This is a genomic window from uncultured Agrobacterium sp., from assembly GCA_913777615.1.
Taxonomy (GTDB): domain Bacteria; phylum Pseudomonadota; class Alphaproteobacteria; order Rhizobiales; family Rhizobiaceae; genus Agrobacterium.
Genome location: CAJYTK010000017.1, coordinates 212,470 through 237,989 on the forward strand (window position 1 = coordinate 212,470; position 25,520 = coordinate 237,989).

22 protein-coding genes are annotated in these 25,520 nt (G+C 57.1%); 16 read left to right on the forward strand and 6 right to left on the reverse strand.

Features of this window, described 5'->3' with window-relative positions:
• The first annotated feature begins 364 nt into the window (after positions 1–364).
• From QZ862_RS15610 to QZ862_RS15620, 3 genes are all read left to right on the forward strand, one after another.
• A complete protein-coding gene (locus QZ862_RS15610) occupies positions 365–2,029 on the forward strand; it encodes an electron transfer flavoprotein-ubiquinone oxidoreductase (protein WP_296100858.1) in 1,665 nt (554 codons plus the stop codon).
• Between the two features lie 145 nt (positions 2,030–2,174).
• Positions 2,175–2,678 carry a GNAT family N-acetyltransferase gene (locus tag QZ862_RS15615; protein ID WP_296017957.1) on the forward strand — a complete coding sequence of 168 codons (504 nt, stop codon included), beginning with the start codon at positions 2,175–2,177 and terminating at the stop codon, positions 2,676–2,678.
• 201 nt (positions 2,679–2,879) lie between these two features.
• Positions 2,880–3,620 carry a pentapeptide repeat-containing protein gene (locus tag QZ862_RS15620; protein ID WP_296100859.1) on the forward strand — a complete coding sequence of 247 codons (741 nt, stop codon included), beginning with the start codon at positions 2,880–2,882 and terminating at the stop codon, positions 3,618–3,620.
• A 119-nt stretch (positions 3,621–3,739) separates the two neighbouring features.
• Here QZ862_RS15620 and QZ862_RS15625 read toward each other — a convergent pair whose 3' ends face one another.
• On the reverse strand, positions 3,740–4,756 hold the full coding sequence (locus QZ862_RS15625) for a zinc-binding alcohol dehydrogenase family protein (protein WP_296100860.1): 1,017 nt from the start codon (positions 4,754–4,756) through the stop codon (positions 3,740–3,742).
• Between the two features lie 137 nt (positions 4,757–4,893).
• Here QZ862_RS15625 and QZ862_RS15630 point away from each other — a divergent pair, with 137 nt between their 5' ends.
• From QZ862_RS15630 to QZ862_RS15665, 8 genes are all read left to right on the forward strand, one after another.
• Complete coding sequence (locus QZ862_RS15630; RefSeq protein ID WP_296017952.1) at positions 4,894–5,295, forward strand: helix-turn-helix domain-containing protein; 402 nt, start codon at positions 4,894–4,896, stop codon at positions 5,293–5,295.
• Positions 5,292–6,692, forward strand: a complete 1,401-nt coding sequence (locus QZ862_RS15635; RefSeq protein ID WP_296100862.1) for a coniferyl aldehyde dehydrogenase — start codon at positions 5,292–5,294, stop codon at positions 6,690–6,692. Before QZ862_RS15630 ends, QZ862_RS15635 begins: the two co-directional genes overlap by 4 nt.
• A gap of 493 nt (positions 6,693–7,185) precedes the next feature.
• On the forward strand, positions 7,186–8,022 hold the full coding sequence (locus QZ862_RS15640) for an undecaprenyl-diphosphate phosphatase (RefSeq protein ID WP_296034659.1): 837 nt from the start codon (positions 7,186–7,188) through the stop codon (positions 8,020–8,022).
• A 179-nt stretch (positions 8,023–8,201) separates the two neighbouring features.
• The gene (locus QZ862_RS15645; RefSeq protein WP_296017946.1) at positions 8,202–8,981 is read left to right on the forward strand and encodes an ATP-binding cassette domain-containing protein; all 780 of its coding nucleotides are present in this window, start codon (positions 8,202–8,204) and stop codon (positions 8,979–8,981) included.
• Positions 8,982–9,001: 20 nt separating this feature from the next.
• Positions 9,002–9,775, forward strand: coding sequence for a transporter substrate-binding domain-containing protein (locus QZ862_RS15650; protein WP_296077610.1), 774 nt, complete (start codon positions 9,002–9,004; stop codon positions 9,773–9,775).
• 18 nt (positions 9,776–9,793) lie between these two features.
• Positions 9,794–10,516 (forward strand): ABC transporter permease, encoded by a 723-nt coding sequence (locus tag QZ862_RS15655; protein WP_296017942.1) that lies wholly within the window; start codon positions 9,794–9,796, stop codon positions 10,514–10,516.
• Between the two features lie 10 nt (positions 10,517–10,526).
• Positions 10,527–11,216, forward strand: coding sequence for an ABC transporter permease (locus tag QZ862_RS15660; protein WP_296077608.1), 690 nt, complete (start codon positions 10,527–10,529; stop codon positions 11,214–11,216).
• Between the two features lie 31 nt (positions 11,217–11,247).
• Positions 11,248–12,156, forward strand: coding sequence for a homocysteine S-methyltransferase family protein (locus tag QZ862_RS15665; protein WP_296100863.1), 909 nt, complete (start codon positions 11,248–11,250; stop codon positions 12,154–12,156).
• 13 nt (positions 12,157–12,169) lie between these two features.
• Here QZ862_RS15665 and QZ862_RS15670 read toward each other — a convergent pair whose 3' ends face one another.
• Positions 12,170–12,622 (reverse strand): GNAT family N-acetyltransferase, encoded by a 453-nt coding sequence (locus QZ862_RS15670; protein ID WP_296100864.1) that lies wholly within the window; start codon positions 12,620–12,622, stop codon positions 12,170–12,172.
• A 111-nt stretch (positions 12,623–12,733) separates the two neighbouring features.
• Positions 12,734–14,107: a magnesium transporter gene (mgtE, locus tag QZ862_RS15675; protein WP_296017936.1), complete on the reverse strand. Its 1,374-nt coding sequence runs from the start codon at positions 14,105–14,107 to the stop codon at positions 12,734–12,736.
• A gap of 567 nt (positions 14,108–14,674) precedes the next feature.
• Between mgtE and QZ862_RS15680 the strand changes: the two genes are divergently transcribed.
• A complete protein-coding gene (locus tag QZ862_RS15680) occupies positions 14,675–17,617 on the forward strand; it encodes an autotransporter domain-containing protein (RefSeq protein WP_296100866.1) in 2,943 nt (980 codons plus the stop codon).
• Between the two features lie 16 nt (positions 17,618–17,633).
• On the opposite strand, the gene QZ862_RS15685 is transcribed toward QZ862_RS15680, so the two are convergent.
• Entirely contained in the window at positions 17,634–18,881 is a 1,248-nt protein-coding gene (locus QZ862_RS15685) for an MFS transporter (protein WP_296039392.1), read from the reverse strand.
• Positions 18,882–19,137: 256 nt separating this feature from the next.
• On the opposite strand from QZ862_RS15685, the gene QZ862_RS15690 reads away from it, so the two are divergent.
• From QZ862_RS15690 to QZ862_RS15700, 3 genes are all read left to right on the forward strand, one after another.
• The gene (locus QZ862_RS15690) at positions 19,138–20,049 is read left to right on the forward strand and encodes a diacylglycerol kinase family protein (RefSeq protein ID WP_296039390.1); all 912 of its coding nucleotides are present in this window, start codon (positions 19,138–19,140) and stop codon (positions 20,047–20,049) included.
• 79 nt (positions 20,050–20,128) lie between these two features.
• Positions 20,129–21,499, forward strand: coding sequence for an aspartate aminotransferase family protein (locus QZ862_RS15695; RefSeq protein ID WP_296082621.1), 1,371 nt, complete (start codon positions 20,129–20,131; stop codon positions 21,497–21,499).
• A gap of 2 nt (positions 21,500–21,501) precedes the next feature.
• Positions 21,502–21,972, forward strand: a complete 471-nt coding sequence (locus QZ862_RS15700) for an OsmC family protein (RefSeq protein ID WP_296017926.1) — start codon at positions 21,502–21,504, stop codon at positions 21,970–21,972.
• Here the strand turns inward: QZ862_RS15700 and QZ862_RS15705 are convergent.
• Both QZ862_RS15705 and QZ862_RS15710 read right to left on the reverse strand, forming a co-directional pair.
• Complete coding sequence (locus QZ862_RS15705) at positions 21,969–23,462, reverse strand: glycosyltransferase family 39 protein (RefSeq protein WP_296100868.1); 1,494 nt, start codon at positions 23,460–23,462, stop codon at positions 21,969–21,971. The genes QZ862_RS15700 and QZ862_RS15705 overlap by 4 nt on opposite strands.
• 4 nt (positions 23,463–23,466) lie before the next feature.
• Positions 23,467–24,441 carry a glycosyltransferase family 2 protein gene (locus QZ862_RS15710; protein ID WP_296077587.1) on the reverse strand — a complete coding sequence of 325 codons (975 nt, stop codon included), beginning with the start codon at positions 24,439–24,441 and terminating at the stop codon, positions 23,467–23,469.
• A gap of 140 nt (positions 24,442–24,581) precedes the next feature.
• Between QZ862_RS15710 and QZ862_RS15715 the strand changes: the two genes are divergently transcribed.
• On the forward strand, positions 24,582–25,517 hold the full coding sequence (locus QZ862_RS15715; RefSeq protein ID WP_296100869.1) for a lysylphosphatidylglycerol synthase domain-containing protein: 936 nt from the start codon (positions 24,582–24,584) through the stop codon (positions 25,515–25,517).
• Positions 25,518–25,520: the final 3 nt, after the last annotated feature.

The following is a 25,520-nucleotide window of genomic DNA, read 5'->3' on the forward strand; positions in this document are numbered from 1 at the left end:
AATTGTCTTCGATTGTTGGATGCCTCCAACGCAGCTTCGAAATCAGCGCGATTCGCTACCTGTAGACGCGATGCCTAAAGCAACTCCTCAGCGCACCTTCTTCTCTTGACCATCTCATCATGCACTCCTATTCTTCGTATTACGTGAACGTAAAAGTAAGCGTTTGTCATCAGGTTGTCAGACAATTCGATGGCTGCGACCGCGCTTCCTTGCTATTGGTCTCGACAAAGCGCTTGTCCTTTGCCAAGACAGATGACGCGAACTGCTTGTTGCGACGACGTTTTTTCACACGTCTTTGGCTGCGTGATGGTGTAGGGCAGGATAACGAAAAGCCGGACGGGACCGGCGAACTGACGAGGATCTTATGACGGAAGAAATGGAATTGCCGGAACGTGAATCGATGGAGTTCGACGTCGTTATCGTCGGCGCGGGACCTGCTGGCCTCTCTGCAGCTATTCGGCTGAAACAGGTCAATCCGGATCTGTCCGTTGTGGTCCTGGAAAAGGGCTCGGAAGTGGGTGCGCATATCCTCTCCGGCGCAGTTGTCGATCCCATCGGTATCGACCGTCTGTTGCCCGGCTGGCGCGAAGAAGAGGGGCATCCCTTCAAGACCGAAGTCAAGGACGACCAGTTTCTGTTCCTGGGACCTGCCGGCTCGATTCGCCTGCCGAACTTCCTGATGCCGCCGCTGATGAACAATCACGGCAACTATATCGTCTCGCTCGGTCTCGTCTGTCGCTGGCTGGCGGAGAAGGCGGAGGCGCTTGGCGTTGAAATCTACCCGGGCTTTGCTGCAACCGAAGTCCTCTATAACGACGAAGGCGCAGTGATCGGCGTCGCGACCGGCGATATGGGGATCGAGCGAAATGGAGAGCCGGGGCCTAACTTCACCCGCGGTATGGCGCTGATGGGCAAATATGTGCTGATCGGCGAAGGCGTACGCGGCTCGCTTGCCAAGCAACTCATCAGGAAATTCGACCTGTCGAAGAACAGCGACGTTCAGAAATTCGGCATCGGAATTAAGGAACTCTGGCAGGTCAAGCCTGAAAACCACCGCCAAGGCCTTGTGCAACACTCCTTCGGCTGGCCGCTGGGAATGAAAACGGGCGGTGGCTCGTTCCTCTATCATCTGGAGGACAATATGGTGGCCGTCGGTTTCGTCGTTCACCTGAACTATAAGAATCCCTATCTCTATCCTTTCGAAGAATTCCAGCGCTTCAAGACGCACCCAGCCATTGCGCCCACCTTCGAAGGTGGAAAGCGTCTCTCGTATGGCGCGCGCGCCATTACCGAAGGTGGCTATCAATCGGTGCCGAAGCTGACATTCCCAGGTGGTGCTCTGATCGGATGCTCGGCCGGCCTTGTCAACGTTCCGCGCATCAAGGGTAGTCACAACGCCGTTCTGTCGGGCATGCTGGCGGCAGATAAGATTGCGGCGGCACTCGAAGCAGGTCGCGCCAATGATGAATTGATCGAGATCGAGAACGAATGGCGCAGCACCGATATAGGCAAGGACCTGAAGCGGGTACGCAATGTAAAGCCGCTCTGGTCGAAGTTCGGCACTGCGATCGGCGTTGGCCTCGGCGGCCTGGATATGTGGACCAACCAGCTCTTCGGCTTCTCCATCTTCGGCACACTGAAGCATGGCAAGACGGATGCTGAGAGCCTGGAACCGGCGGCAAAGCACACGCCGATTGCCTATCCAAAGCCGGATGGCGTGCTGACTTTCGACCGTTTGTCATCGGTCTATCTGTCATCCACCAATCATGAAGAGGATCAGCCGGTCCATCTTCAGGTCAAGGACATGGAATTGCAGAAGCGTTCCGAGCATGACGTCTATGCCGGACCGTCGACGCGTTACTGTCCCGCCGGAGTCTATGAGTGGGTGGAGAAGGACGGCGAGCCGACTTTCGTCATCAACGCGCAGAACTGCGTCCACTGCAAGACCTGCGACATCAAGGATCCCAACCAGAATATCAACTGGGTTCCGCCACAAGGCGGCGAAGGGCCGGTCTACGCCAATATGTAAGTATTGGCGCGGCCCGCCCGGACCGCCGTTAGCAAAGATGTTCTGCGAAGCGCCGACTCACACCAATATGCGAATATCGGCGCGGCCCGCCTGAACAGTTGTTGGCGAGATATCCGAGCGGACCGTGTTCTAGGAGCACCTCTTCATGGTTATAATTCGGGATGGTCGACAAGAGGAGTTCGACCGTCTTGCAGACATCGAACTGGATGCCTTCGTCACCTGGGCTCAGGCTTGCGACGTATCGCAGGAGCCATCCTGCGCGCCAGTCCATCTTCTTCAGCAGAGCTTGGAGGAGAATTTGCTTCTGGTTGCCGAGGAGGGTGGCCGGACTGTCGGATTTGCGCTTGGTTTGATGGAAGAAAGTACGCTCCACATCGTCGAAATCGACGTGGAACGTGAGGCACAGGGCAAGGGCATCGGCAAGGCTTTGATGCTCGCTTTGCTCGAGCGCGCAGGTGGGTTTGGGTGCTCCGAGGCGGTTCTGACCACAGATCGCTATGCGCCCTTCAATGCCCCCTTCTACGAAAAGCTTGGTTTTCGGATTCTTTCGGCGGTGGAAACGCCGGCATTCCTGCTGAAAAGACTAAAGGCGCAAGTCGATTCCGGTCTCGATCCAGAGCGCCGGGTCGCGATGCGTTTGCATCTGTGATGCGCGATTTGAAATGCATCAAGCCATCATTTTTGAACAACCGTCAGTCTTTGAGGTTATAACATCGATCGTCCTGATCGATTGAGACATTTGCAGCTACGGGCAGGATCATCTACTAGTACTAGACCTGTTCTGATCGGGCTTAGACCCTAAGCGACAATCGGGTTGATATGGCCCCCGGCGGGGGTTGGGAGTGAGTACATGACGAAAAGCGCCACTTTGGTTTTCGCGCTGCGGAGAAACATTATTTCGGTGGCTGCTGCTTTTGTGGCTTGCGCTGCCTCTCTTGGTAGCCAGCCTGCGATGGCGGCGAGTTGCCGGGCTGATGCAGCAGCGAGCATAGATTGGAGCGAGTGCAACAAACGCCTTCTCATGCTTGGCGGCAGTATTCTCGATGGTGCAGACCTTCACGGAACGGATTTCACCTACACAGATCTACGAGGCTCGTCCTTCAAGAAGGCTAATTTGCAAAAAGCCAAGTTGATCCGCAGTTCGCTGGCATCCTCTGAACTTGAAGGGGCAAATCTCGTGAAGGTTGAGGCCTACCGGAGCGATTTCAGCGACGTGAACGCCACCAATGCCAAATTTAACAGCGCCGAAATGCAGCGTGCCGACTTCGAAAACGCCAAGCTCGATAATGCCGATTTCAGCAAAGCAGAACTTGGACGCGCAGATTTTAATGGTGCGGTGCTGACAGGTACCAAGTTCACCAAGGCCAATCTTTCTCGGGCCAGTTTCGAGGGAGCCAAGTTTACCGGCTCAATCGATTTCTCCGACTCTTTCCTGCTGCTGGCGCATATTGAAGGACTGGATCTTTCCGCAGCCACTGGACTAGAGCAGAAACAGATCGATATCGCCTGTGGTGACGACAAGACGAAGCTTCCGCAGGGGCTGACCAAGCCAGCCACCTGGCCTTGCCCGTCTGACCCGGAAGACGACTAACGTAGAGCCAGCCCGCGATTGAGTTTAGGCGCTTAGAGCGCTCCGTCTGAGAAGGAAGCGCTCTAAGGCATTAGTTAGGTCGCAAACATCGGACAGAGGCGCGAACGATGCGCGCCGGCTCAAAAGCCCGAGAGCACGATCTTCCCCTTGGCGGTGCCGCTTTCAATCAAAGCGTGGGCCTTGATCAGGTTTGCGGCGTTGATCTTGCCGCACACGTCTGTCAGCGTCGTCTTGATCTTTCCTTGGTCAATTAGGTCGGAGACATGGTTCAGCAGGTTGTGCTGCTCCAGAATGTCCACAGTCTCGAAAACCGGGCGGGTAAACATCATCTCCCAGTGAACCGAAATGGCCTTGCGCTTGAACGGCATGATATCGAAGCCGTCTTCCGGGTCGTCGATCAGGCAGTAGCGTCCCTGTGGCGCGATCAGCTCTACGCTATCGGCGCGGTGAACATCGCTATGAGTTGTGGAGAAGACGAAGGAAGGCGCGCCAATACCGAGCGCTTCGACCTGAGAAGAGAGGGGTTTGCTATGGTCCAGCACATGGTGTGCGCCGAGTTGCCGAACCCATTCTTTCGTCTCTGCTCTGGACGCTGTGGCGATGACGGTCAGGTCCGTCAAATGTCGGGCGAGCTGGATCGCGATAGAGCCAACGCCGCCGGCACCGCCAATGATGACGATAGCATCGCTGCCGCCCGGAACCTTGTCCTTTACCTTGAGGCGGTCAAACAGTGCCTCATAGGCGGTGATCGCGGTGAGCGGCAGTGCCGCAGCCTCCTCGAAGCTCAGGCTGCTTGGCTTCGTGCCGACGATTCGCTCATCCACGAGGTGGAATTCACTGTTGGTGCCAGGACGATTGATAGCGCCCGCGTAAAACACCTCATCGCCCGGTTTGAACAGGCTCACCTTGTCGCCAACGGCCTTAACGATGCCAGCGGCATCGAAGCCGAGAATGCGGGTCTGGCCGTTTTCCGGCGATTGGTTGCGCCGAACCTTCGTGTCTACCGGATTGACGGAAACGGCCTTCACTTCAACCAGAATGTCGCGCCCCTTGGCCTCTGGCGCAGGCAGTTCGAAATCCACTAGGGCGTCTGTTTCAGTGACGGGTTTGCAGCTGTTAAAACCGATGGCTCGCATGATGCTTTTCCTTCGCTTGTTGCGTTGGGGGCTATTTGATAGAAAGCAGCACAGGCTGCAAGAATGCACATTTTGTGTCTATACAGACAAAAAGGATACTGTAGCCGTTCATCGATCCCGAAAAACGGAGCCTCTTGATGTCCCGACCCCGCGCCAAGTTGAAGGATAACTTTCCCGGTTGTCCGGTGGAATCGACGCTGTGTTATCTCGATGGAAAATGGAAAGGCGTCATTCTCTATCACCTGTTGAGCGAGGGAACCTTGCGTTTCAACGAGTTGCGCCGCCGTATTCCAAGCGTGACGCAGCGCATGCTGACAAAGCAGCTTCGTGAACTGGAAGTCGCCGGTCTGATTTCCCGTACCGTCTTTCCTGTCGTGCCGCCAAGGGTGGATTACAGCCTCACCGTACTTGGCCAGAGCATGGAGCCAGTCATTTCTGCCCTCAAAACGTGGGGGGAGGCGCACGTCGTATGCAAGAACGGCATTAAAACAGTCGCGTCGGCTGTGGACTCCGTCATGCCTCTGGCGGCTGCCGAATGAGCATGGCAACCGATATGTTGCAAAGGCAACGACACGCCTTCATTCAAGACGGACAACCGACGCTGGAGCAGCGCCGCGCAGATCTGAAGGCACTCCGCAAGGTCGTGACGTCAAATCGGCAAAAGATAGAACGAGCGGTAGATACGGATTTCGGCGGACGGTCTCCCTATGAGACGGCGCTTCTCGATATCGTCGGCGTAATAAGGGCGATCGATTATCTCGACCGTAATCTGAAGCGCTTCATGAAGCCGGAGCGACGACACGTGGCGGCACTGTTTCAGCGCGGGCGAGCTTGGGTCGAGTATCAGCCGCTCGGTGTCATCGGCATCCTGTCACCATGGAACTTCCCTTTTTTGCTGTCGATGGTGCCGCTGGCAACCGCACTTGCAGCTGGCAATCGTGTGATGCTGAAACCATCGGAACTTACACCGGAAACCAGCGCTTTGATGAAGGCGATGCTCGCGGACGCGTTGCCCGAAGAAAAGGTTGCCGTCATTCTGGGAGATGCCGCCATCGGCGCCGAATTCAGCGGCTTGCCATTCGACCATTTGTTCTTCACGGGCAGCACCGCAGTCGGACGCTCGGTGATGAAAGCTGCGAGCGAGAACCTTGTTCCGGTAACGCTGGAGCTTGGTGGTAAAAGTCCCACCATCATTCTTCCGGGCAAGGCAAGCCAGGAGACCGCGGCTGCCATTGTCCTGGGAAAGCTGGCTAATGCCGGGCAGACATGCGTTGCTCCGGACTATGTCTTCGTTCAAGAGAACGAGGTTGGTGATTTTGTCGATAAATTCGGTCGAGCGGTTTCGAAATCATATCCGGACGGCTCGAAAAGCGCCGATTACACATCCATTTGTAGCGACAGACATTTTACCCGCTTAAAGGCGCTACTCGACGATGCCGAGCGCAAGGGTGCGACCTTGCGGCCGGTCGGTGGAAAGGCAGATGAGCAACCGAGACGACGGGTCATTTCGCCGACGCTCGTCCTCAACCCAAGGGACGATATGGCGGTGATGCAGGATGAAATCTTCGGGCCGATCCTGCCCGTGCTGACCTACCGCGATATCTATGAGGTCATTGCTTACATCAACGAGAGACCGCGACCGCTGGCGCTATATGTCTTTGGTGACGAAAGAAGCGAGGACTGCCGCAAGATTCTCTCCAACACCACGTCGGGTAATGTTGGTATCAACAACACCGTGTTGCATGTGGCGCAGGATGATCTTCCTTTTGGCGGGGTCGGCGCAAGCGGTATCGGCGCTTATCACGGCATAGAGGGCTTTCGACGGATGAGCCATGCCAAGGGCGTCTTTTCCCAGGGGCGATTCAGCATTCCCAACCGTTTGCGCCCGCCCTACGGGCGTTTGACGAAAGCGGCAATTGCCTTTCTGCTGCGCTGAATTGAGCACTGGTTTACATGCAGCCATTCGAGATGCCGCGCATAAGCCTCGCCGGGACGGCAGGACTGACAGCGGACATCGAAGGCGGCGGTTGACTGCTGCACGAATGGGGATCGATCAACCCAGATTCATGGCGGATGGATTTGGTTCAGCCTGAGCGACAAGTGCTCGCCAGGAATGCAAAAATATTCGTCACATTCGTCGCAATAAATATGGATTTATAATGTTCGAGCTACTTTTTGTTTCGCATTCATGTTGAGGTAATACTTTACTTGGACATGATAAGTGCGCACCTTGACATCGATGCGATGTGTTTTTCTGAACCATTCTTGCGAAGAATGTCCTCTTGATTTTCGGACAATTTGGGAGGAAGGATTTGCCGCGGCATTCGCCGGCTCTCATCATTCACATTTTTTTGCACCGCAACATCGAACTGCCCGGATTAGTTCATAATTTCGCGCGCAGTGATTTGTCAGTTCAGGGACGGACCAGCATGGGTATTGGTTGGATAGAAGCCGCGATCCTCGGCTTTATTCAAGGGCTTACAGAGTTTTTGCCAGTTTCTTCAAGCGCACATTTGAGAATAGCCGGGGAATTTTTGGGCACCGGTGAAGACCCGGGTGCAGCCTTCACCGCCATCATTCAGATCGGCACGGAGCTGGCGGTCCTGGTCTATTTCTGGTCGGACATTATGCGGATCGCCTTCGCGTGGCTTCGGCATCACCTCAGGCTTGGCGGTTCGTACGACCCTGCCGATGTGCGTCTTGGCTGGATGATCATCGTCGGTTCGGTGCCGATCGTGTTACTTGGGCTGTTGTTCAAGGATGCGATCGAGCACTCGTTACGCAATCTGTACATCACCGCTGTCATGCTGATCGTCTTCGGTATTATTTTGGGCTGGGCGGATCGTATCGGCAAGAAGAAGTATCCGATCAACAAACTGATCTGGCGCGATGCGATCATTTTCGGTTTCGCGCAGGCCATGGCTTTGATCCCCGGCGTGTCCCGTTCCGGCGGAACGATTACTGCTGGCTTGCTCATGGGTTACACGCGTGAAGCCGCTGCACGTTACTCCTTCCTGCTCGCCGTTCCCGCCGTTTTCGGCTCCGGCTTTTACCAGCTCTTCAAAAGCATCGGTCAGGAAAACACCGTCGGCTGGGGCCAGACTGCCCTCGCAACCCTGATCTCGTTTGTCGTCGGCTATGCTGTCATCGTCGTATTCCTCAAGCTAGTTTCGACGAAAAGCTATATGCCCTTCGTCTGGTATCGCATCGTAATCGGTGTCGCGCTGCTTGGCCTGCTCTTCAGCGGCGTCATCAACCCGATCTGATTCCGGTCGGAAACGCGTTAATTTTACCCGGTACGGCCTGCCGCACCGGGTAATTTTATGACTTTCTATCCCTGTAGAATTATTTTCCTTTCGGTATGGCGAGAGAGCGTCTATTCCGGCTGAAAGATCGCCACGCCGCTCACTTTTGCGGTATCCTTTGATGTTGTCAGGAAAAACGAATGACCACCGACGCGCCTTGCGCCCTCGCTGTGGAGGACATCCACAAGAGCTTCGGCAATCAAGAGGTTCTGAAGGGCATTTCGCTGACGGCAAGGAAGGGCGATGTCATCTCCATCATCGGGTCTTCCGGCTCGGGAAAGAGCACCCTTCTTAGGTGCATCAATTTTCTGGAAATACCCGATAGAGGCCGTGTCCGCGTCAATGGCGAAGAGATCGCGGTCAGGCATGGGCGCGATGGCAAGTCTGTCCCGCAAAGTTGGCGTCAGGTGGAGCGATTGCGCACCGGCCTCGGCATGGTCTTCCAAAGTTTCAACCTCTGGGCTCATCGCACCGTTCTCGAAAATGTCATCGAGGCCCCGGTCCATGTCATGGGCGTAAAGCGCGCGGAAGCAGTCGAGAAGGCGGAAGCGCTGCTGCACAAGGTGGGTCTCTACGAGAAGAGGGATGCCTATCCAGCCTTTCTTTCGGGTGGGCAGCAGCAGCGTGCCGCTATTGCCCGTGCGCTCTGCGTCGAGCCCGCCGTCATGCTTTTCGACGAGCCGACATCGGCGCTAGATCCGGAACTGGTTGGCGAAGTGCTGAAAGTTATTCGCGATCTGGCGGAAGAGGGCCGCACCATGTTGCTTGTGACGCATGAGATGCGCTTTGCCCGCGATGTGTCCAGCCATGTCATGTTTCTGCACCAGGGCCGCGTGGAGGAGGAGGGATCTCCCCAGCAGGTCTTTAGCAACCCCATCAGCGCACGGACCCGAGATTTTACCGGCGCGCTTGCCAACTGATTGTCACACAGGAGTTTGATATGAAATTCGTCGCATCCCTGCTGGCCGGCACGGCCTTCGCATTATCGGCTTTCTCTGCCAGCGCCGAAGTCCGCTTTGGCGTCATGAATGAAAGCTATCCACCTTTCTTTGCCCAGGATGCCAGCGGCAAGTGGCAAGGCTGGGAAATCGATCTGATGGATGCCGTCTGCGCTGAGATGAAGGAGAAATGCTCCATCGTCGCGCTTTCCTGGGATGGATTGATTCCGGCGCTTGAAAGCAAGAAGTTCGACGTGATCTGGTCGTCCATGTCCAACACCGCCGAGCGTCAGAAGGTCATCGACTTCACCGATAAATATTACAACACCCCAGCCAAGCTCATCGGCGCCAAGGACGGCAAGCCGGGTACGACGGCTGAAGATGTAAAGGGCAAGACGATCGGCATTCAGGTTGCCACCATTCAGTCCGCTTACTACGCCAAGTACTTCAAGGACGTCGCCGACGAGAAAACCTACCAGACGCTGGACGAAGCCTTCCAGGATCTGGCCGCCGGCCGCATCGACTATGTCTTCGGTGATTCGCTCGTTCTCAATGACTTCCTGAAGACCGATACCGGCAAGGATTGCTGCGCCGATGCCGGCAATGTTGCCGACGATCCTGAAATTCTGGGCCGTGGCGTTTCCGGCGGCGTGCGCAAGGACGACCAGGAACTGAAGCAGAAGCTGAACACGGCGCTCGCAGCTGTGCGCGCCAGCGGCAAGTATGACGAGATCACCAAGAAATACTTCAGCTTCGATATCTACGGCGCGAAGTAAGTCTGGTTCTTCTCGCAAATGGCAGCTCCTGACAGCATCATTCAGCTTTTGTCTCCCTATCCACCGGGATGGGGAGGCACATTGCTGTCTGGTGCTGCCGCGACGCTTGCCATCTCCGCCGGCGCCTATCTAATCGGTATAGTCATCGGAATGGCGGGTGCGCTTGGCAAGCTTTCCGATAACCGGGCTCTCGGCATCATTCTCAATCTCTACACGACCCTGATCCGCTCGGTGCCGGAACTCATTCTGATTGTCGGCCTCTATTACGCCGGAACGGACGGCTTGAACCGCCTGCTGCAAATGGCGGGCCTACCGCCGCTGGAGGTCAACGGCTTCGTCGCGGCTGTCGCTGTCCTTGGTTTTGTGCAGGGCGCCTATATGACGGAAGTCCTGCGCGGCGCGATCCTGTCTATCCCGAATGGCCAGATCGAGGCAGCCAAGGCGTTTGGCATGTCACCGTTCTTGCGTTTTCGCCGCGTAGTACTTCCCGCTCTCTTGCCGAACGCGTTGCCTGGACTTTCGAATCTTTGGCTGTCGGTAACAAAGGATAGCGCGTTGGTGGCTGTCGTCGGCTATCAGGAACTGGCGCTCGCCACACGGCTGGCAGGGGCCAGCACCAAGCATTATTTCCTGTTCTTCATGGCTGCCGCACTGATCTATCTGGCGATAACGCTTGTCTCCAATTTTGTCTTCCGGCTGATCGAACGGCGCGTGCGCCGCGGCCAGCCGTCGCTGGCGTGAGGGAGACAAGATGACGTTTTCCTGGATTGAAAAATACTGGCCGCTTCTCCTCACCGGTGCATGGCAGACCATCGCCCTTCTGTTCATCTCCGTCAGCCTCGGCTTCATTCTGGCGATTGGCCTTGCCTTCGCTCAGGTCAGCGGTGGTAGGATCACGCGGCTCCTGGCACGCGGCTACTGCACCTTCTTTCGCGGTACGCCCCTGCTGATCCAGCTTTGGCTTCTTTATTACGGCGTCGGTTCGTTTCTACCGATGATCCCTGGCCTGCGGCAGAGCTTTTTGTGGCCGATCCTGCGTGAAGGTTTTTTCTTCGCTGCCGTCAGCTTTACTCTGAACTACGCGGCCTATGAGGCAGAGGTCCTGCGTGGGGCACTTCTCGGCGTGCCGAAGGGTGAACTTGAAGCCGCGCGCGCGTTCGGTATGAGCCGGTTCAAGCTTGCCCGCCGCATCTGGCTGCCACGCGCCATCCGCAACGCGCTTCCCACGATCGCAGGCGAGGTGGTGATGCAGTTGAAAGCCACGCCGCTCGCCTTTACCGTGACGGTGATGGACCTCTACGCAGTTGCCTACAAGGTTCGGCAAGACACTCTTCTCGTCTACGAGCCGCTTCTTGTCGTGACCGTCTTCTATCTCATCCTCACAGCTATCATTGCCCGCTGCTTCGGGATTATCGAAGCGCAGGTGCCAGTCAGACGCTAATCTAGCGGCGCAAATACCAGGAGTTTTTTGAATGGGCGATATTCGCATTCTCGATGGCGGCATGAGCCGCGAATTGCAGCGGCTGGGTGCCGAACTGAGGCAGCCGGAATGGTCGGCTCTCGCGCTGATCAATGCGCCGGACATTGTCCGTCAGGTCCATGCGGAGTTCATCGAAGCCGGCGCCGACGTCGTTACCACCAATTCCTACGCGCTGGTGCCGTTTCACATCGGCGAGGAGCGGTTCCGTGAGCAGGGAGCGTCGCTGATTGCACTGTCCGGTCGTCTTGCGCGTGAGGCCGCTGATGCCTCCGGTCGCAAGATTACCGTCGCAGGTTCGTTGCCGCCGATCTTTGGCTCCTATGAGCCGGAGAATTTCGATGCCTCCCGCGTTCAGGATTATCTGCGTGTTCTGGTGAACAATCTCGAGCCCTCTGTCGATGTCTGGCTTGGAGAGACCCTCAGCCTGATAGCCGAAGGTGAAGCCGTCCGTGAGGCCGTTGCGAAGACGGGCAAACCCTTCTGGATTTCCTTCACTCTGGATGATGAACTGGCGCAGTTGAACGGAGCCGAACCGAAACTGCGGTCCGGTGAAACCGTCCGCGCCGCCGCAGAGTGGATAGCGGGATCGGGTGCTGCGGCCTTGCTATTCAACTGCAGCAAGCCGGAGGTGATGAAAGCTGCAGTCGAGACGGCTGCCAACACCTTCAAGGAAAAGGGCGTCTCGCTGGAAATTGGCGTTTATGCCAACGCCTTCGAAGGAGAGCAGGGGGATTCCGCTGCCAATGAGGGTCTGCATGGCACACGGACTGATTTGACCGACGACGTCTATTCGCGCTTCGCCTGCACCTGGGCGGACGCTGGCGCAACGATGATCGGCGGATGCTGCGGCATCGGCGCGGCCCACATCCATAAGGTGGCAGGCGCATTACGCGCTCATTGAAAGGTGGTGACGTCTACCGCGTCTCGATGGAAAACACGTCGAGACCGGTGACGTCCTCTTCCAGCAGGGTGAAGCCCTGTTTCAAATAATACGGCCGCTTGTCGGCTGTCGCACAGAGATAGCAGGTGCCACGCCCAAGTAGCGCAATGTGCTGGCGGGCGTCTTTGATCAAAGCAGCAGCGACGCCCTGTTTTCGATAATCAGGATCGACCCAGAGCGCGGCGATCCAAGGTGCGTAGTTGGGCCGCACGTCGAGATCATTGTCGATGACGAGCAAGGAGCCGACATAGGTGTCGCCTTCATGCGCCACGAGCGCAAAGGGGACATCATCCTCTCCCAGCATAGGATCGAGATGCGCCCGATAATCTTCGAGCGGCACGCCGCTTTCCGTCCACCAGGCATTCCAGCCGCGATGAGCGATCGTGTCGGCGAAAGAAGGGTGGTGACGAAGATTGGATATCCGCATGTAATGTCTCATCATCCTGAATCAGAAATCGAGAGCAAGTCTACAAGCAATTGAAATGCCAGCGCAACGATGTGGCCCGGCCGAGATTTTGCGGCCGGGCAAACGGCGAGATTACAGCAGCGTGCCTCCCAGAATGACCAGGGCCACGGAGAAGTAGATGACGAGGCCACTGACATCCACAAGCGTGGCAACGAAGGGGGCCGATGCGCTGGCCGGATCAAGACGCAGGCGCTGGAGGAGGAAAGGCAGCATCGAACCACAGATCGAGCCGAAGGTAACGATGCCGATCAGCGCTGCGAAGACGGTGAAACCGACAAGCAGCCAATGCTCACCATAATCGTAGAAACCTGCCTGCTGCCACACGGTTAGCCGCAGGAAGCCGATTGCGCCGAGAATTGCACCGAGAGCCAGTCCGCTTGGCAGTTCCCGCAGAAGCACCCGCCACCAGTCGGAAAGCTTGAGTTCTCCCAGAGCCAGGGCGCGGATGATCAGCGAGGTTGCCTGCGAACCCGAATTGCCGCCAGACGACATGATCAGCGGAATGAAGAGCGTCAGAACGACAGCCTTTTCCAGTTCTCCTTCGAAGTGCTGCATTGCGCTGGCCGTCAGCATTTCGCCGAGGAACAGGGCGGAGAGCCATCCGGCGCGCTTGCGGATCATGTCCATGAAGCCCATCGACATGTAAGGCTTGCCAAGCGCTTCCATGCCGCCGAACTTGTGGGCATCTTCCGTCGTGTCGGCAATCATCGTGTCGATGACGTCGTCGACGGTGACGATGCCGAGAATGCGGGCGTGCTCATCCACTACCGGAATCGCGAGAAGATCGTGCTTGCGGATGAGACGAGCGACGTCCTCCTGCGACATCTGGGGGTCTGCATAGACGACGCTTTCGCGCGATGCTGCAGACAGGATCGATGCTTCAGCTTCTGCGGTAACGAGACGGCGCAGCGTCACCACCTTGCTCAAGGTACCATCCTCGGCCAGCACATAGATGGCATAGACCGTTTCACGCGAACGCTCGACGACGCGAATGTGCGAAAGGGTCTGTTCCACCGTCCAGCTATCAGGCACGCTGACGAACTCCGTCGTCATAATGGAGCCTGCGGTGCGGGGCGGATAGGTCATCAGATGCTGGATGGCAGCAGCCGTAGCGCGGTCCAGACGCGAAAAGAGCTTGGCGCGGTGGCTCTCATCCATCTCGGCCATGACGTCCGCCACGCGGTCGTCTGACATGAGGTTGACGATACGAGTTGCCTGCTCCAGCGGGATGGTAGCGATAATCTCGGCAGCATGATGCAGTTCCGGACGATCCAGAATGGCAACGGCCTTTGGCTGCGGCATTTTCAGCAAAGCATCGACGGCGTCATGCACATCAAGTGCGTTCAGTTGCTCGACACGTTCTGCAATGGTTGAAAGACCTGCATCACCGCTGCGAAAAAGACGTGCGGCCTTGCTGGCTCTCTGGGAGAGGGTATGAAAGTTCATGATTGCTCACCTTCCAGTCGATCCGCCGATCGCGGCGGGCCGTGGTGAGCTGACAGGGATCAGATCAGAGCACGTCTCGCCGGTCTCGGCAAAGGCAATCGACTACTACTGTCGCTAGACATCAAACGATGCTCCGTGAATATCCGTGCCGGATGGCTGTCACACCCGCACGTGAGGCCTGTGGTGCGCCTGAACCGCGTCATAGTCAAGCCGTGCGAAGATGAAATTTTGGCAAGGTTGATCTGCGCGAAAAGCAGAGCAGATCTCTCTCTGAATTCAGGTGTCTATGTTTCGACCGACCTGAATTGCGCCGCGCCATTTCTCGACGTGACATACAGTTGAAGATCGAGCTCTCTCTCCTCGTTCAACATGTCCCACGGTCAGCTAAAAAGCGGCTAATATACGTTGTTTCGACAAACCCATGCGGGTAGCTCCACCTTCAGATTTAATCATTGATTAACCATAAGTGCCATAGGTTAGGGGGCAACGTCGGCATGATGCGACGTGACGACTGCCGGTATGCTTATGGTCCGCCACCCGCTCTTCATAGCACCCAGATTTTTAGTCTTGTTGGCTGCAACTGCGCCCGCCGCCCTCGTGGCAACCTATGCGGCTGCGCAATCGATGTGGACAGGCGCGACGGATAACGCGTTCGAGAATGATGCGAACTGGGCGCCGCGCGCGCCGTCCGTGACCGATAGTGCCACGGTCGATGCCGGCTCCCCCCAGGTGTCGACGGGCGAGATCATCGACCGGTTGAATGTCGGCGGCGGAAACGTGACTGTCTCCAATACCGGTGCCTTGACCGTTACCAGTGGCACCACGATGACCTCTGGCAGCATCACCATCAATGCAGGCGGTGTTTTGACATCGGACGTCGATCTCGTCGGTGGCAGTCTTGCTGTCGATGGCGCACTGGATGGCACGCTGTCACTACAAAATGGCAGCGTGACCGTGAATGGTACGCTTCGCGATGGCGTCGTTGGAAATGGAACTTCGCTTTCCAACAATGGTGCAATGAGCGGTGCTGACGTCGCCTCAGGCGGCACTTTTACCAATAACAGCGGGGCGACGCTCTCCACCTTGGAAAATGCCGGTACGGCATCGAATGCGGGTCATATCGGCACGCTGGAAAACTCCGGCGGCAATTTCACTAACAATGCCGGTGGAGAGGTTCTCGGCAAGACGACGGTGTCAGGCGGAAGTGTCACCAACAACTTCATCGTCACGGATGTGGATGTCGCAGCAGCTGCGGCCTTCACCAACAATAATGGTGCAACGGCGGGCAATATCCGCAACTCAGGAACCATCGTCAACGCAGGCACGGTCACCTCGCTTCAGAACGATTCGGGCAGCTTTACCAACAATGTCGGCGGTAGGATTACCGGCGAAACGATCATATCGGGTGGCACCGTGACCAACAACTTTGTGGTGACGGATGTGGACGTCGCCGCAGCGGCGGCATTTGCAAATAATGCCGGCGGAACGGCGGGCAATGTGCGCAATTCCGGTGCATTCACCAATGCCGGAACGATCGCCTCTCTTCGAAACGACGCCGGAACGACCACAAACAATGCCGGTGGCAGGGTGACCGGCACGACCATTGTTGCGGGTGGAACGGTCACCAACAACTTCGTGGTGACCGATGTGGATGTCGCCGCCGCCGCGGCTTTCGTCAACAATACAGCAGCCTCTGCTGGGGCGGTCACCAACAACGGTGTCACCACCAACGCCGGCACGGTCGCTTCACTCGAAAACAGGGATGGGCTCTTTACCAACAATGCCGGTGGATCGGTTACCGGAGCGACGACGATTAGCGGTGGCACCGTGGTCAATAACGACACGCTTGCGGATGTGCAAAACCGGGCAGGTGGAAGATTCATCAACAATCTCGGCGCCATCGTAAATGATGTCGTGAATGAAGGGATAGCGACGAATGATGGCACGGTCGCATCTCTGAGCAATGTCAAAGGACGTTTCACCAATACGGGTACCATTACAGGCAAAGCCGATGTGAGAGGCGGCGAACTTCGGAACGACGGAACGGCGTCCGGCACCGTGGATATCTTCGATGGCGGTCTATTGAGCGGTACCGGCGTGTCGGGTGGCCTGCTGGTTCGCGCAGGTGGCGTGCTGGCCCCTGGGCCTGGCATCGCGGCGACGAGTGTCAGCGGCGATGCGACCTTCCAGACGGGCGCGGTCTATGATGTCGATATCGATTCCACCGGCCGCTCCGATCGCATTGATGTCTCAGGAACGGCGCGTCTGCAAGGCGGCGTGGTCGATCTGCGCGCAGCAAGCGGCACTTACGGTCTGTCCACAACCTACCACATCTTGACTGCCGGTCTGGTCGACGGCGCGTTCGATCGCGTCGACAGCAATTTTGCTTTCTTGTCGCCAACGCTGACCTATGGAGCGACATCCGTCGATCTTCAACTTGACCGTAACGCCGTGCGCTTCGAAGATGTCGCACGCACCCGCAACGATGCTGCGGCTGCAAACGCGATTGAAGCAGCCGGCGTATCGAACACCCTTTTTCAGGCTGTTCTGCCACTGGATATCCAGACGGCGCAGAGTGCCTTTGCGCAGCTGAACGGTGAAGTACACGCTTCGCTCAAATCTGCTCTTCTCTCCGACAGCTCTATTCTGCGCGAAGCGATTGTCGACAAGACCAACCGCCTTTCAAGCGAGAGCGAGGTGAAAGACGGCAGTCTGTGGGCGACAGGCCTGGCGTCGAGAGAGACTTTCGCTGATGATGAAACGGCTGGAGCTCTGGAGATCAACCGGGAGGGAATGTTGCTCGGTGGCGATATTCCGATTTCGGATGCTTGGCGCCTTGGAGGCGCGTTGGGTTACAGCACGATTGACGCCGCTCAGGGGGCCGAGGCGCAGTCATACCACATCGGCCTCTATACCCATGCGCAGATGGAGCCGTTTAGTTTCACAGGCGGCGCGCTCTACTCCCGAAACGAGATCGCTACACGCAGAAACGTTGCCTTCGGCACATTTTCAGACGTACTAACGTCCGACTACAGCCGCTCGACGTCGCAAGTCTTTACCGAGGTGGGTTGGACCTTCGAGATGGATAAACTCCGTCTCCAGCCCTTTGCTGGTCTCGCCTATACGGCGACCGATGGCGGTGCAATCCGAGAGGATGGCGGGGCGGCGGCACTCGCCATTGAAGACCGGTCATTCGATAGCACAATATCCACGATGGGTTTGCGTTTTTCGACAGAGGTTGAGACAGGCCACCTGCCGATTTTCGTATCCGGCATGGTCGGCTGGCGGCATGATTTCGACCCTACAGGACCTTTTGCAGTCGCGCGTTTCGACGGTGGTAGCCCGTTCATGCTGGATGGCGTTGGCGTACCGCAAGATGCGCTGATGGTGAAGGCAGGCGCTACCGTCCACCTCTCCAAATCGGCGCGCGTGATGCTGACCTACAGCGGTGATTTCGCCAAGGGTTATGGTTCCAACGCCGTCATGGCGAACCTGACGATGAATTTCTAAGACAGAGCCAAACGGCTTAAATCCTGGGAGCCTTCTCCTGCCGCTCCAGCATGACTGCAACGAGGAAGACCAGCAGGCCGCCAAAGGACAGGGCTGCCCCGATATAACCCGTGGATGCATAACCGTAGCCAAGTGCGATCACCACGCCGCCAAGCCACGCGCCGAGCGCATTGGCAATATTGAAGGCCGAATGATTGGACGCCGCGGCCAGGGTCTGGGCATCGGCAGCAACGTCCATCAGACGCGTCTGCACTGCGGGGCACGCGGCAAAGCCGCAGCCGATGAGAAAGACGCAAAGACACAACATGAAGGGTGTGTGGGCCGTGAGGCTGAAGATCGTCATGAGGATGACATTGAAGGCCAGCATGCCGCCAATCGTGCCGTTCAAGGATAGGTCGGCAAGTCGCGAGCCGACGATATTGCCGACATTCATGCCAATGCCGAACAGCGCCAGAACGATGGGCACGGCGGACACGGGCATCATGGCGACATCCGTGGTGGTTTTGGCAATATAACTGAAAACAGCAAACATGCCGCCGAAGCCGACTGCTGCGATGGCGAGCGATAGCCAGACCTGGACGCGGCGAAACGCACCAAGCTCACGCCACACGCTTGCGCCTTCCTGCACCTTGTCACGCGGTTGAAACATCCACAGAAGCGCAACGGTGACGAGCGCGATGCCGCCAACCATCATGAAAGCTGCCCGCCAGGAAAAGACTTGTCCGAAGAAAGTGGCAAGCGGTGTGCCGAGAAGCGTGGCGATGGTGAGCCCGAGCATGACGCGACCGACCGCGCGGGTGCGTTTGTGAATAGGCGCCATGGAGGCTGCTACCAGTGCTGAAACGCCGAAATAGGCGCCATGCGGCAGACCGGATATGAAACGCAGAGCGGTGAAGGTCCAGAAGTCCGGCGCAAGGGCGCTGAGAATGTTGCTGGCGGCAAACAGGCCCATCAGGGAAAGTAGAAGCAAGCGGCGTGTCATGCGCGCGGCGAGCACCGCGATGATGGGCGCGCCGATGACGACGCCGAGCGCATAGGCAGTAATCACGTGGCCAGCAACGGGTACCGAGACGCCATAAGTCGTTGCGACATCTGGCAAAAGACCCATGATCGCAAACTCTCCGGTGCCGATACCGAACCCGCCAGCCGCAAGAGCAATCTCGATCAGTGCTACGGAAAGAGGCGTCAGGCCACCCGGAGTAGAAGGCGCGGTAACATCTTCTTGCGCCGCTGGGTGGGTGTCGTGTGAAAAGCTATGGCTCATCGGATTTCCGGCTGCGGCAGAACGCATCCATTGTAAGGAAAGGCTCGCCCAAGAAAAAAGGGCAAGATCGACGTGGCCGATCTGCCCTAACTGGAGGTGTTGGTCACCAAATTGACCTTATGTTGCTTCTATCATGTTTTTGTGCGTCGCGGTAGTGTTTGATTCGATAAAATCTGGATTGAACATCCAGCCGTTGGAACCCTTTTGATGCAGCGCGATTTAGATGGCGCTTCGTGCTCAATAGCTGGATGGATAGATGAGGCTGGTTGCGATCTTCAACCGCGATGGCGGAACGTTCAGGACCACCGATCTGGATGCCTATTGCGATCATACGCGAGACGTATTCTCCCAGGCGGGCCATGAGATTGAGTGCCGTCTCGTATCCGGCAAGGACATCGTTCAAGAGATGGAGCGTGCCGCCGATGAGTCGGGTTTGGACGGCCTCATTGCTGGCGGTGGGGACGGCACCATCTCCGCTGCTGCAGGGATTGCCTGGAAACATGGCATTGCGCTCGGCGTGGTGCCGGCTGGTACCATGAACCTTTTTGCGAGATCGCTGAAGCTGCCGCTCGATATCTGGCAAGCGGTCGATACCCTGGCGACCGGCCACGTTCAGAACGTGGACATCGCCAGCGCCAATGGCCACCCGTTCGTCCATCAGTTCTCAGCCGGTCTGCATGCGCGCATGGTGCGCTATCGCGATCGGATGGAATACGCCTCACGCCTTGGCAAAATCCGCGCCAACATCCGTGCCGCCCTCGGTGTCGTTCTCAATCCGCCTGTTTTCGACGTGGAATTCACGGTTGCCGGAGAGACGCAACGCCGGCACGTCTGCGCGATCTCCGCGTCCAACAATGAGTTCGGTCCGAACCCGCTACTGGTTGCCGACGACATTACCCAAGGCCGCCTCGGCTTCTATCTGGCCGAGGCGCTGACGCCCTCAGGCGTGGCGCGCCTGGCAATCGATATCCTGCGTGGTAAGCTGAAGGAAAACGCGGCAGTGACGGCCATGGCGGTCGAAAGTGTCGAGCTCCATTTTCCCAAGCGACGGCATGATGTGCGCTGCGTCATCGACGGCGAACTGCGTCCTATGAAGCGCGACGTGATGCTTAAGATTCACGCTGGCGAGTTGAAGGTGATCGTCGCAAAGGATTCATCCAACGTTTGATATCGTCGCCCGGCAGTGGCTTGCAAAATAGAAAGCCAGCCGCCATGCTTGCTTGCAGCAGTCCATGGAGCATGTAGGCATGAACGATATTTCCAGGTCGATTTCGAACCTTGCCGCAATCGATGCCGCGCATCATCTTCATCCCTTCTCGGACATGGGAAAGCTGAATGCCTCAGGCACGCGCATCATAGAGCGTGGGGAAGGCGTCTTCATCTATGACAGCACGGGCAAGAAATATCTGGACGCATTCGCCGGCCTCTGGTGTGTCAATATCGGTTACGGACGCCGCGAAATTGTCGATGCCGTAGCGCGGCAGATGAACGAGTTGCCTTATTACAATGCATTTTTCGGCACGACCACGCCGCCAGCCGCATTGCTTGCCCAGAAGATAGCTTCCCATGCCGGGCCGACGATGAACCACGTGTTCTTCACCAATTCGGGCTCCGAAGCCACCGATACCTGGTTTCGCATGGCGCGTGTCTATTGGAAGGCGCTTGGTTATCCCACCAAGACGAAGGTCATCTCGCGGCGCAATGGCTATCATGGCTCGACAGTTGCCGGCGCATCGCTTGGCGGCATGACATGGATGCATGAGCAGGGCAACCTTCCGATCGAAGGGGTAAGCCATATCGGCCAGCCCTACTGGTATGCCGAAGGCGGCGATCTCACCCCGGCAGAGTTCGGCGTAAAAATCGCCCGCGAACTGGACGCCAAAATCGACGAACTTGGAGAAGAAAACGTGGCCGCCTTCGTCGCCGAACCCATTCAGGGGGCAGGCGGTGTCATCGTGCCGCCGGAAACCTACTGGCCGGAGATCGTGCGTATCTGCAAGGCGCGCAATATCCTTTTGGTGTCCGATGAAGTCATCTGCGGCTTTGGGCGGCTAGGGTCCTGGTTCGGGTACCAGCATTTTGGTCATGCGCCGGATCTGGCGCCTATCGCCAAGGGCCTGTCATCCGGTTATCTGCCGATAGGGGGTGTGCTGGTGTCGGACCGTGTTGCGGATGTGATGCTGAACGAGGTCGGTGATTTCAACCATGGTTTCACCTATTCCGGCCATCCTGTCTGTGCCGCCGCTGCACTCGAAAATCTCCGCATCATCGAAGACGAAGGGCTGGTCGAGCGGGTACGCGACGATATCGGTCCTTATTTCACGCAAGCCTGGCAGAGCCTGCTGGACCATGACATGGTCGGGGAGGCTGCCAATGTCGGCCTTATGGGCGGCTTGCAGCTGACGGCTGACAAGGCAACGCGCAGGCGCTTCGAAAAGCCGGATGACATCGGCGTCATCGTTCGCAACCATTGCCTGGAAAACGGTCTGGTCATGCGCGCAACGGCGGATCGCATGCTGGCGTCTCCAGCCCTCGTCATCAGCCGTGCGGAGGTCGACCAGATAGTCGAAACCCTGCGCAACGGCTTGAACCATCTGCGCGATACAGTGAAGGCATAAGCATGGTAGAGCATAACCATCACTACACTGTCAAAGTGACGTGGACCGGTAACCGGGGCGCCGGCACGTCCGGCTACAGGGAGTATGACCGCGATCACGTGATTTCGGCGGAGGGAAAACCGGATATCGTCGGCTCGTCCGATCCTGCTTTCCGCGGCGATCCGAAGCGATGGAACCCGGAAGAATTGCTTCTCGCCTCCATCTCCGCCTGCCATAAGCTCTGGTATCTGCATTTCTGTGCCGTATCAGGCGTTGTGGTGAGTGACTATGTCGACGAGCCGGAGGCCACCATGGTTTTGAAAAAGGATGGGGCGGGGAACTTCACTGAGGCAGTTCTAAAACCCGTAGTCACGCTCGCAAAAGGCGATCCGCAAACTGCGCAAGAGCTTCATGCAGAAGCGCACGACAAATGCTTCATCGCCGCCTCCGTCAATTTCCCGATCCGGGTAGAGCCGACTATCAAAACGCTCTAATTGGCTTGGGCCGTCTCGAGAGAATAATAAAACCTGTGGCTACGACCCGTGGCACCGTAGGGTACATTCACGTAGTGGACATCGGTGGGTGCAGGAAGTGAGACGCGCTCAGCAAGTGAAGCGAGTGCGTCCTTGAAATCCTCGGGACTTTCTCCGTCGTCAGTGGTATCCACCAACAGGATGACTGCACCAGCCGGCCAGATGGCAGGGACCGTCTCGATATCCGTGTCTGTCGTCAGCACCATGGAATCGGGAAACTGGATTTTCAGGTTTCCACCCGCAAGCCCGCCGAACGCGATGACATAGTCGGGTTTGAGCGGCCCGTCATGGCGCAGAGTTTCGGCAAATCCTTTGTAGGGGATATGAATGAGCGAGTATCGCTCGAAATGAGGAGAGATCAGACCCCGCGTCAGGAGAACGGCGAGGAAACCTATGGCGAGCGTAAAGGTGGAGGCTAGCATCGGCTTGAGCTTACGCTCGCCCGACAAATCTGCAGCCTGCACTTTCAGACAGAGATAGAGCGGCCAAAGCAACACATAAACGGCGAGCCATTTTTGCCGCATATGCGTGACGCCCATTGCAAAGACAAGCATCAGCACGAAAATCATTGAAAAGAGAATGATGCGCCCGACGAGGCGGGTAGACTGATCGCTTGCCCGGATAATCGCTTTGAGATCGCGGAAATAAAGTACAGCACCAATTGTCGTCGGCAGCGCCACGCCTTTCAGGAAGGCAAGCAGCAGATCGAGAGCCCCATCGATGGCATAGAGCGTGGCGCTATCGCTGACGTCGCGCATTTCCTTCGCGGTCTGCGTCGTGGCGATATCGAAATGATTCATGACCCAGAGACAGTGCGGAAGGACAAGCGTAACAGCTGCTCCGATCGTCAAGAGCATGCGCCAATCGAAAAGCCGCTGACGCAGATCCTTATCCATGGCGATAGCAATGACGGCCGCAATAGGAACGAGGACGAAATTGTATTTGGCAATCGCGCCGATGCCAATGGCAAGTCCCGTCAGAAGGTACCCACCTGTGCTGGGTGTCTTGAGCGTTGCGAAAAGCGCGTAGGCAAACAAGGCGACGGACGCCAGCGCCAGAACCGTATGGGTCAAATCCCTCTGCGCCATGACAAAGATTGTCGGCATTGTCAGTACGCCAAGCGTCGCAATGTTGGCCAGAGTCCTGTCGCGCAGCAACAGCCTGGCCGTTAGCCAAAAGAACAGGCAACAGAGGAAAAGCAATCCATTCTTCAGCAGGCTGAGCGAGGCGATCGACGGGCCGACGAGCCCGTTTACGCCATGTTGCAGCCAGGTGTAGAGGAAGGGTTGAGATCCGTATCCGAGCAGCAGATGCTGAGACAGAAGAGCCTGCTGGGTTTCATCGATCTCCAAAGCCGACGAGCGGAGAATACGGACGACGAATGCAAGCAGGAAATATCCTGCAATCAGGATCAGTGTTGAATCGAGATTGCGGGATAAAACCTTGCGCATCAGGTCACGTCTCGTCTGAGGTAAAGGTTTTGCTGACGATGTAATTCGGCGTCCGATCGTCGCGGTAGTAGAGGCGGGCAATCATTTCGGCCAGAATGCCTGTGGTGATGAACTGCATGGAGGAGAGCGATAGAACCACACCGACCATAAGCAGCGGGCGTGTTCCGATGTCGTTGCCGAGGATGAATTTGTCGATGAAAAGGTAGGTCATGATGACGCCGGCAAGAGCGCCGAGCCCGAGCCCGAGAGAGCCAAAGAAATGTCCGGGCCGCGCCTTGTAGCGCATGAAGAACATGACCGATAGAAGATCGAGAATGACGCGGAAAGTGCGCGAAATGCCATATTTCGATGTCCCGAACTGACGCGCATGATGCGTCACGGCCATTTCGCCGATCCGGCTGCTCGGCACCACGCCAGCCACCCAGGCGGGAATGAATCGATGCATCTCCCCCATCAGCTTCACCTGCTTGATGACGGACGTGCGGTAAATCTTCAGGCTGCAGCCATAATCGTGCAGGCGCACACCGGTGATGCGACCGATCAGCCGGTTTGCAATCCACGACGGGATCTTGCGCAGCATCAGACCGTCCTGCCTGTTCTTGCGCCAGCCGACAAGAAGATCGAGTTCACGGCGCTCGAGTTCGGATACCAGCATGGGAATATCCTTGGGATCGTTTTGCAGATCACCATCGAGTGTGGCGATCAGCCGGCCCCTTGCCGTGTCTATGCCAGCCTGCATCGCTGCGGTCTGACCGAAATTGCGCTGAAGCGCAACGATCTTGAGATCAAGCCCATCGCGGCCGAGATAGGACTTGGCGTTAACGATCGTTGCATCTGTGCTGCCATCATCCACCAGGATGAGTTCCCAACTGGCACTGAAGCTTGCCATTGCGTCGACAACGCGCTCTATCAGAGGGCCGACGCTCTCTTGCTCATTGAAAATCGGCACGACAAGCGATAATTCCGGGGCTGTATCCATCGGACTCTCGCTTCGAAGGGCTGTCATAGTCGGCACGCAGGTTTCCCGGGTAAGATTTTGTTAACATGTTCTCTTGCGGGATATGCGCCAGAGCGCAAGTTGTCCAGTTAGGTCTCCGTTTGAAAGACAGTTCTCACAGGATGAAACCGTTTGCGTTGCTTGCAGGCAACGCAATGACGCTCGGCATGGTGGTTGTCGTCATCGCCTATGCTGCTTTCATTCAATGGGCGTGGGGTTGGGCTACCATCTTCGGTCTGTGGTCCCACGCCGGCCTAGGCACGATTGCCCTTGCTCTGTCGCTTCTCGTCGCAACCTATGTTCTGCGCACCTGGCGCATTTACGATTACTTTTCCCAAGAAACGCGAGGCCGCTTCGCGACGCTGTTTCGCGTGGTTCAGCTTCACAACATACTCAACATCATGTTGCCGTTTCGAAGTGGCGAAACCAGTTTTCCGTTGCTGATGCGGCGAGAGTTCGGTGTCAACCTTGTTCGCGGAACCTCCGCACTGTTCGTTATGCGGCTCTTCGATCTGCATGCGCTTCTGGCGGCGGCCGCGCTGGGATGGGCCTTGGAGGAGGCAAGCATCTGGATTTGGGTGGGCTGGATGGTCTTTCTGCTTCTGCCAGTCTTTGGATTTGCCGGGCGCCACATCGTCATCGGATTGATCCATCGAGCCGCGCCTTCAAAACTCGTCAGGGTCATCGATGAGTTGCAGGCGGGGCTGCCGATAGACGCGCAAGCCTTTCTCAGGGCATGGGCTGCAACGCTCATCAACTGGTTCGTCAAGATCGCCGTGTTAGCCTGGGTATTGATGCTGATGGGCGAGATCAGCCTTCCTGCAAGTTTTGGCGGAGCGCTTGGCGGTGAACTGTCTTCCGTACTGCCCGTACACGCGCCGGGCGGTGTCGGCACCTATCCGGCGGGAATCACCGCAGGCGCGGTTGGCCTTGGAGCCGCCGCCGATGCCCAGGCACTGTCCGCTCTAGGCCAAGCTGCCGTGAACGTGCACCTGCTCGTTATCTTGTCTTCTCTGATTGGAACGGCTCTCGCGCTCTTTGTACCGACACGAAAGTAGCGC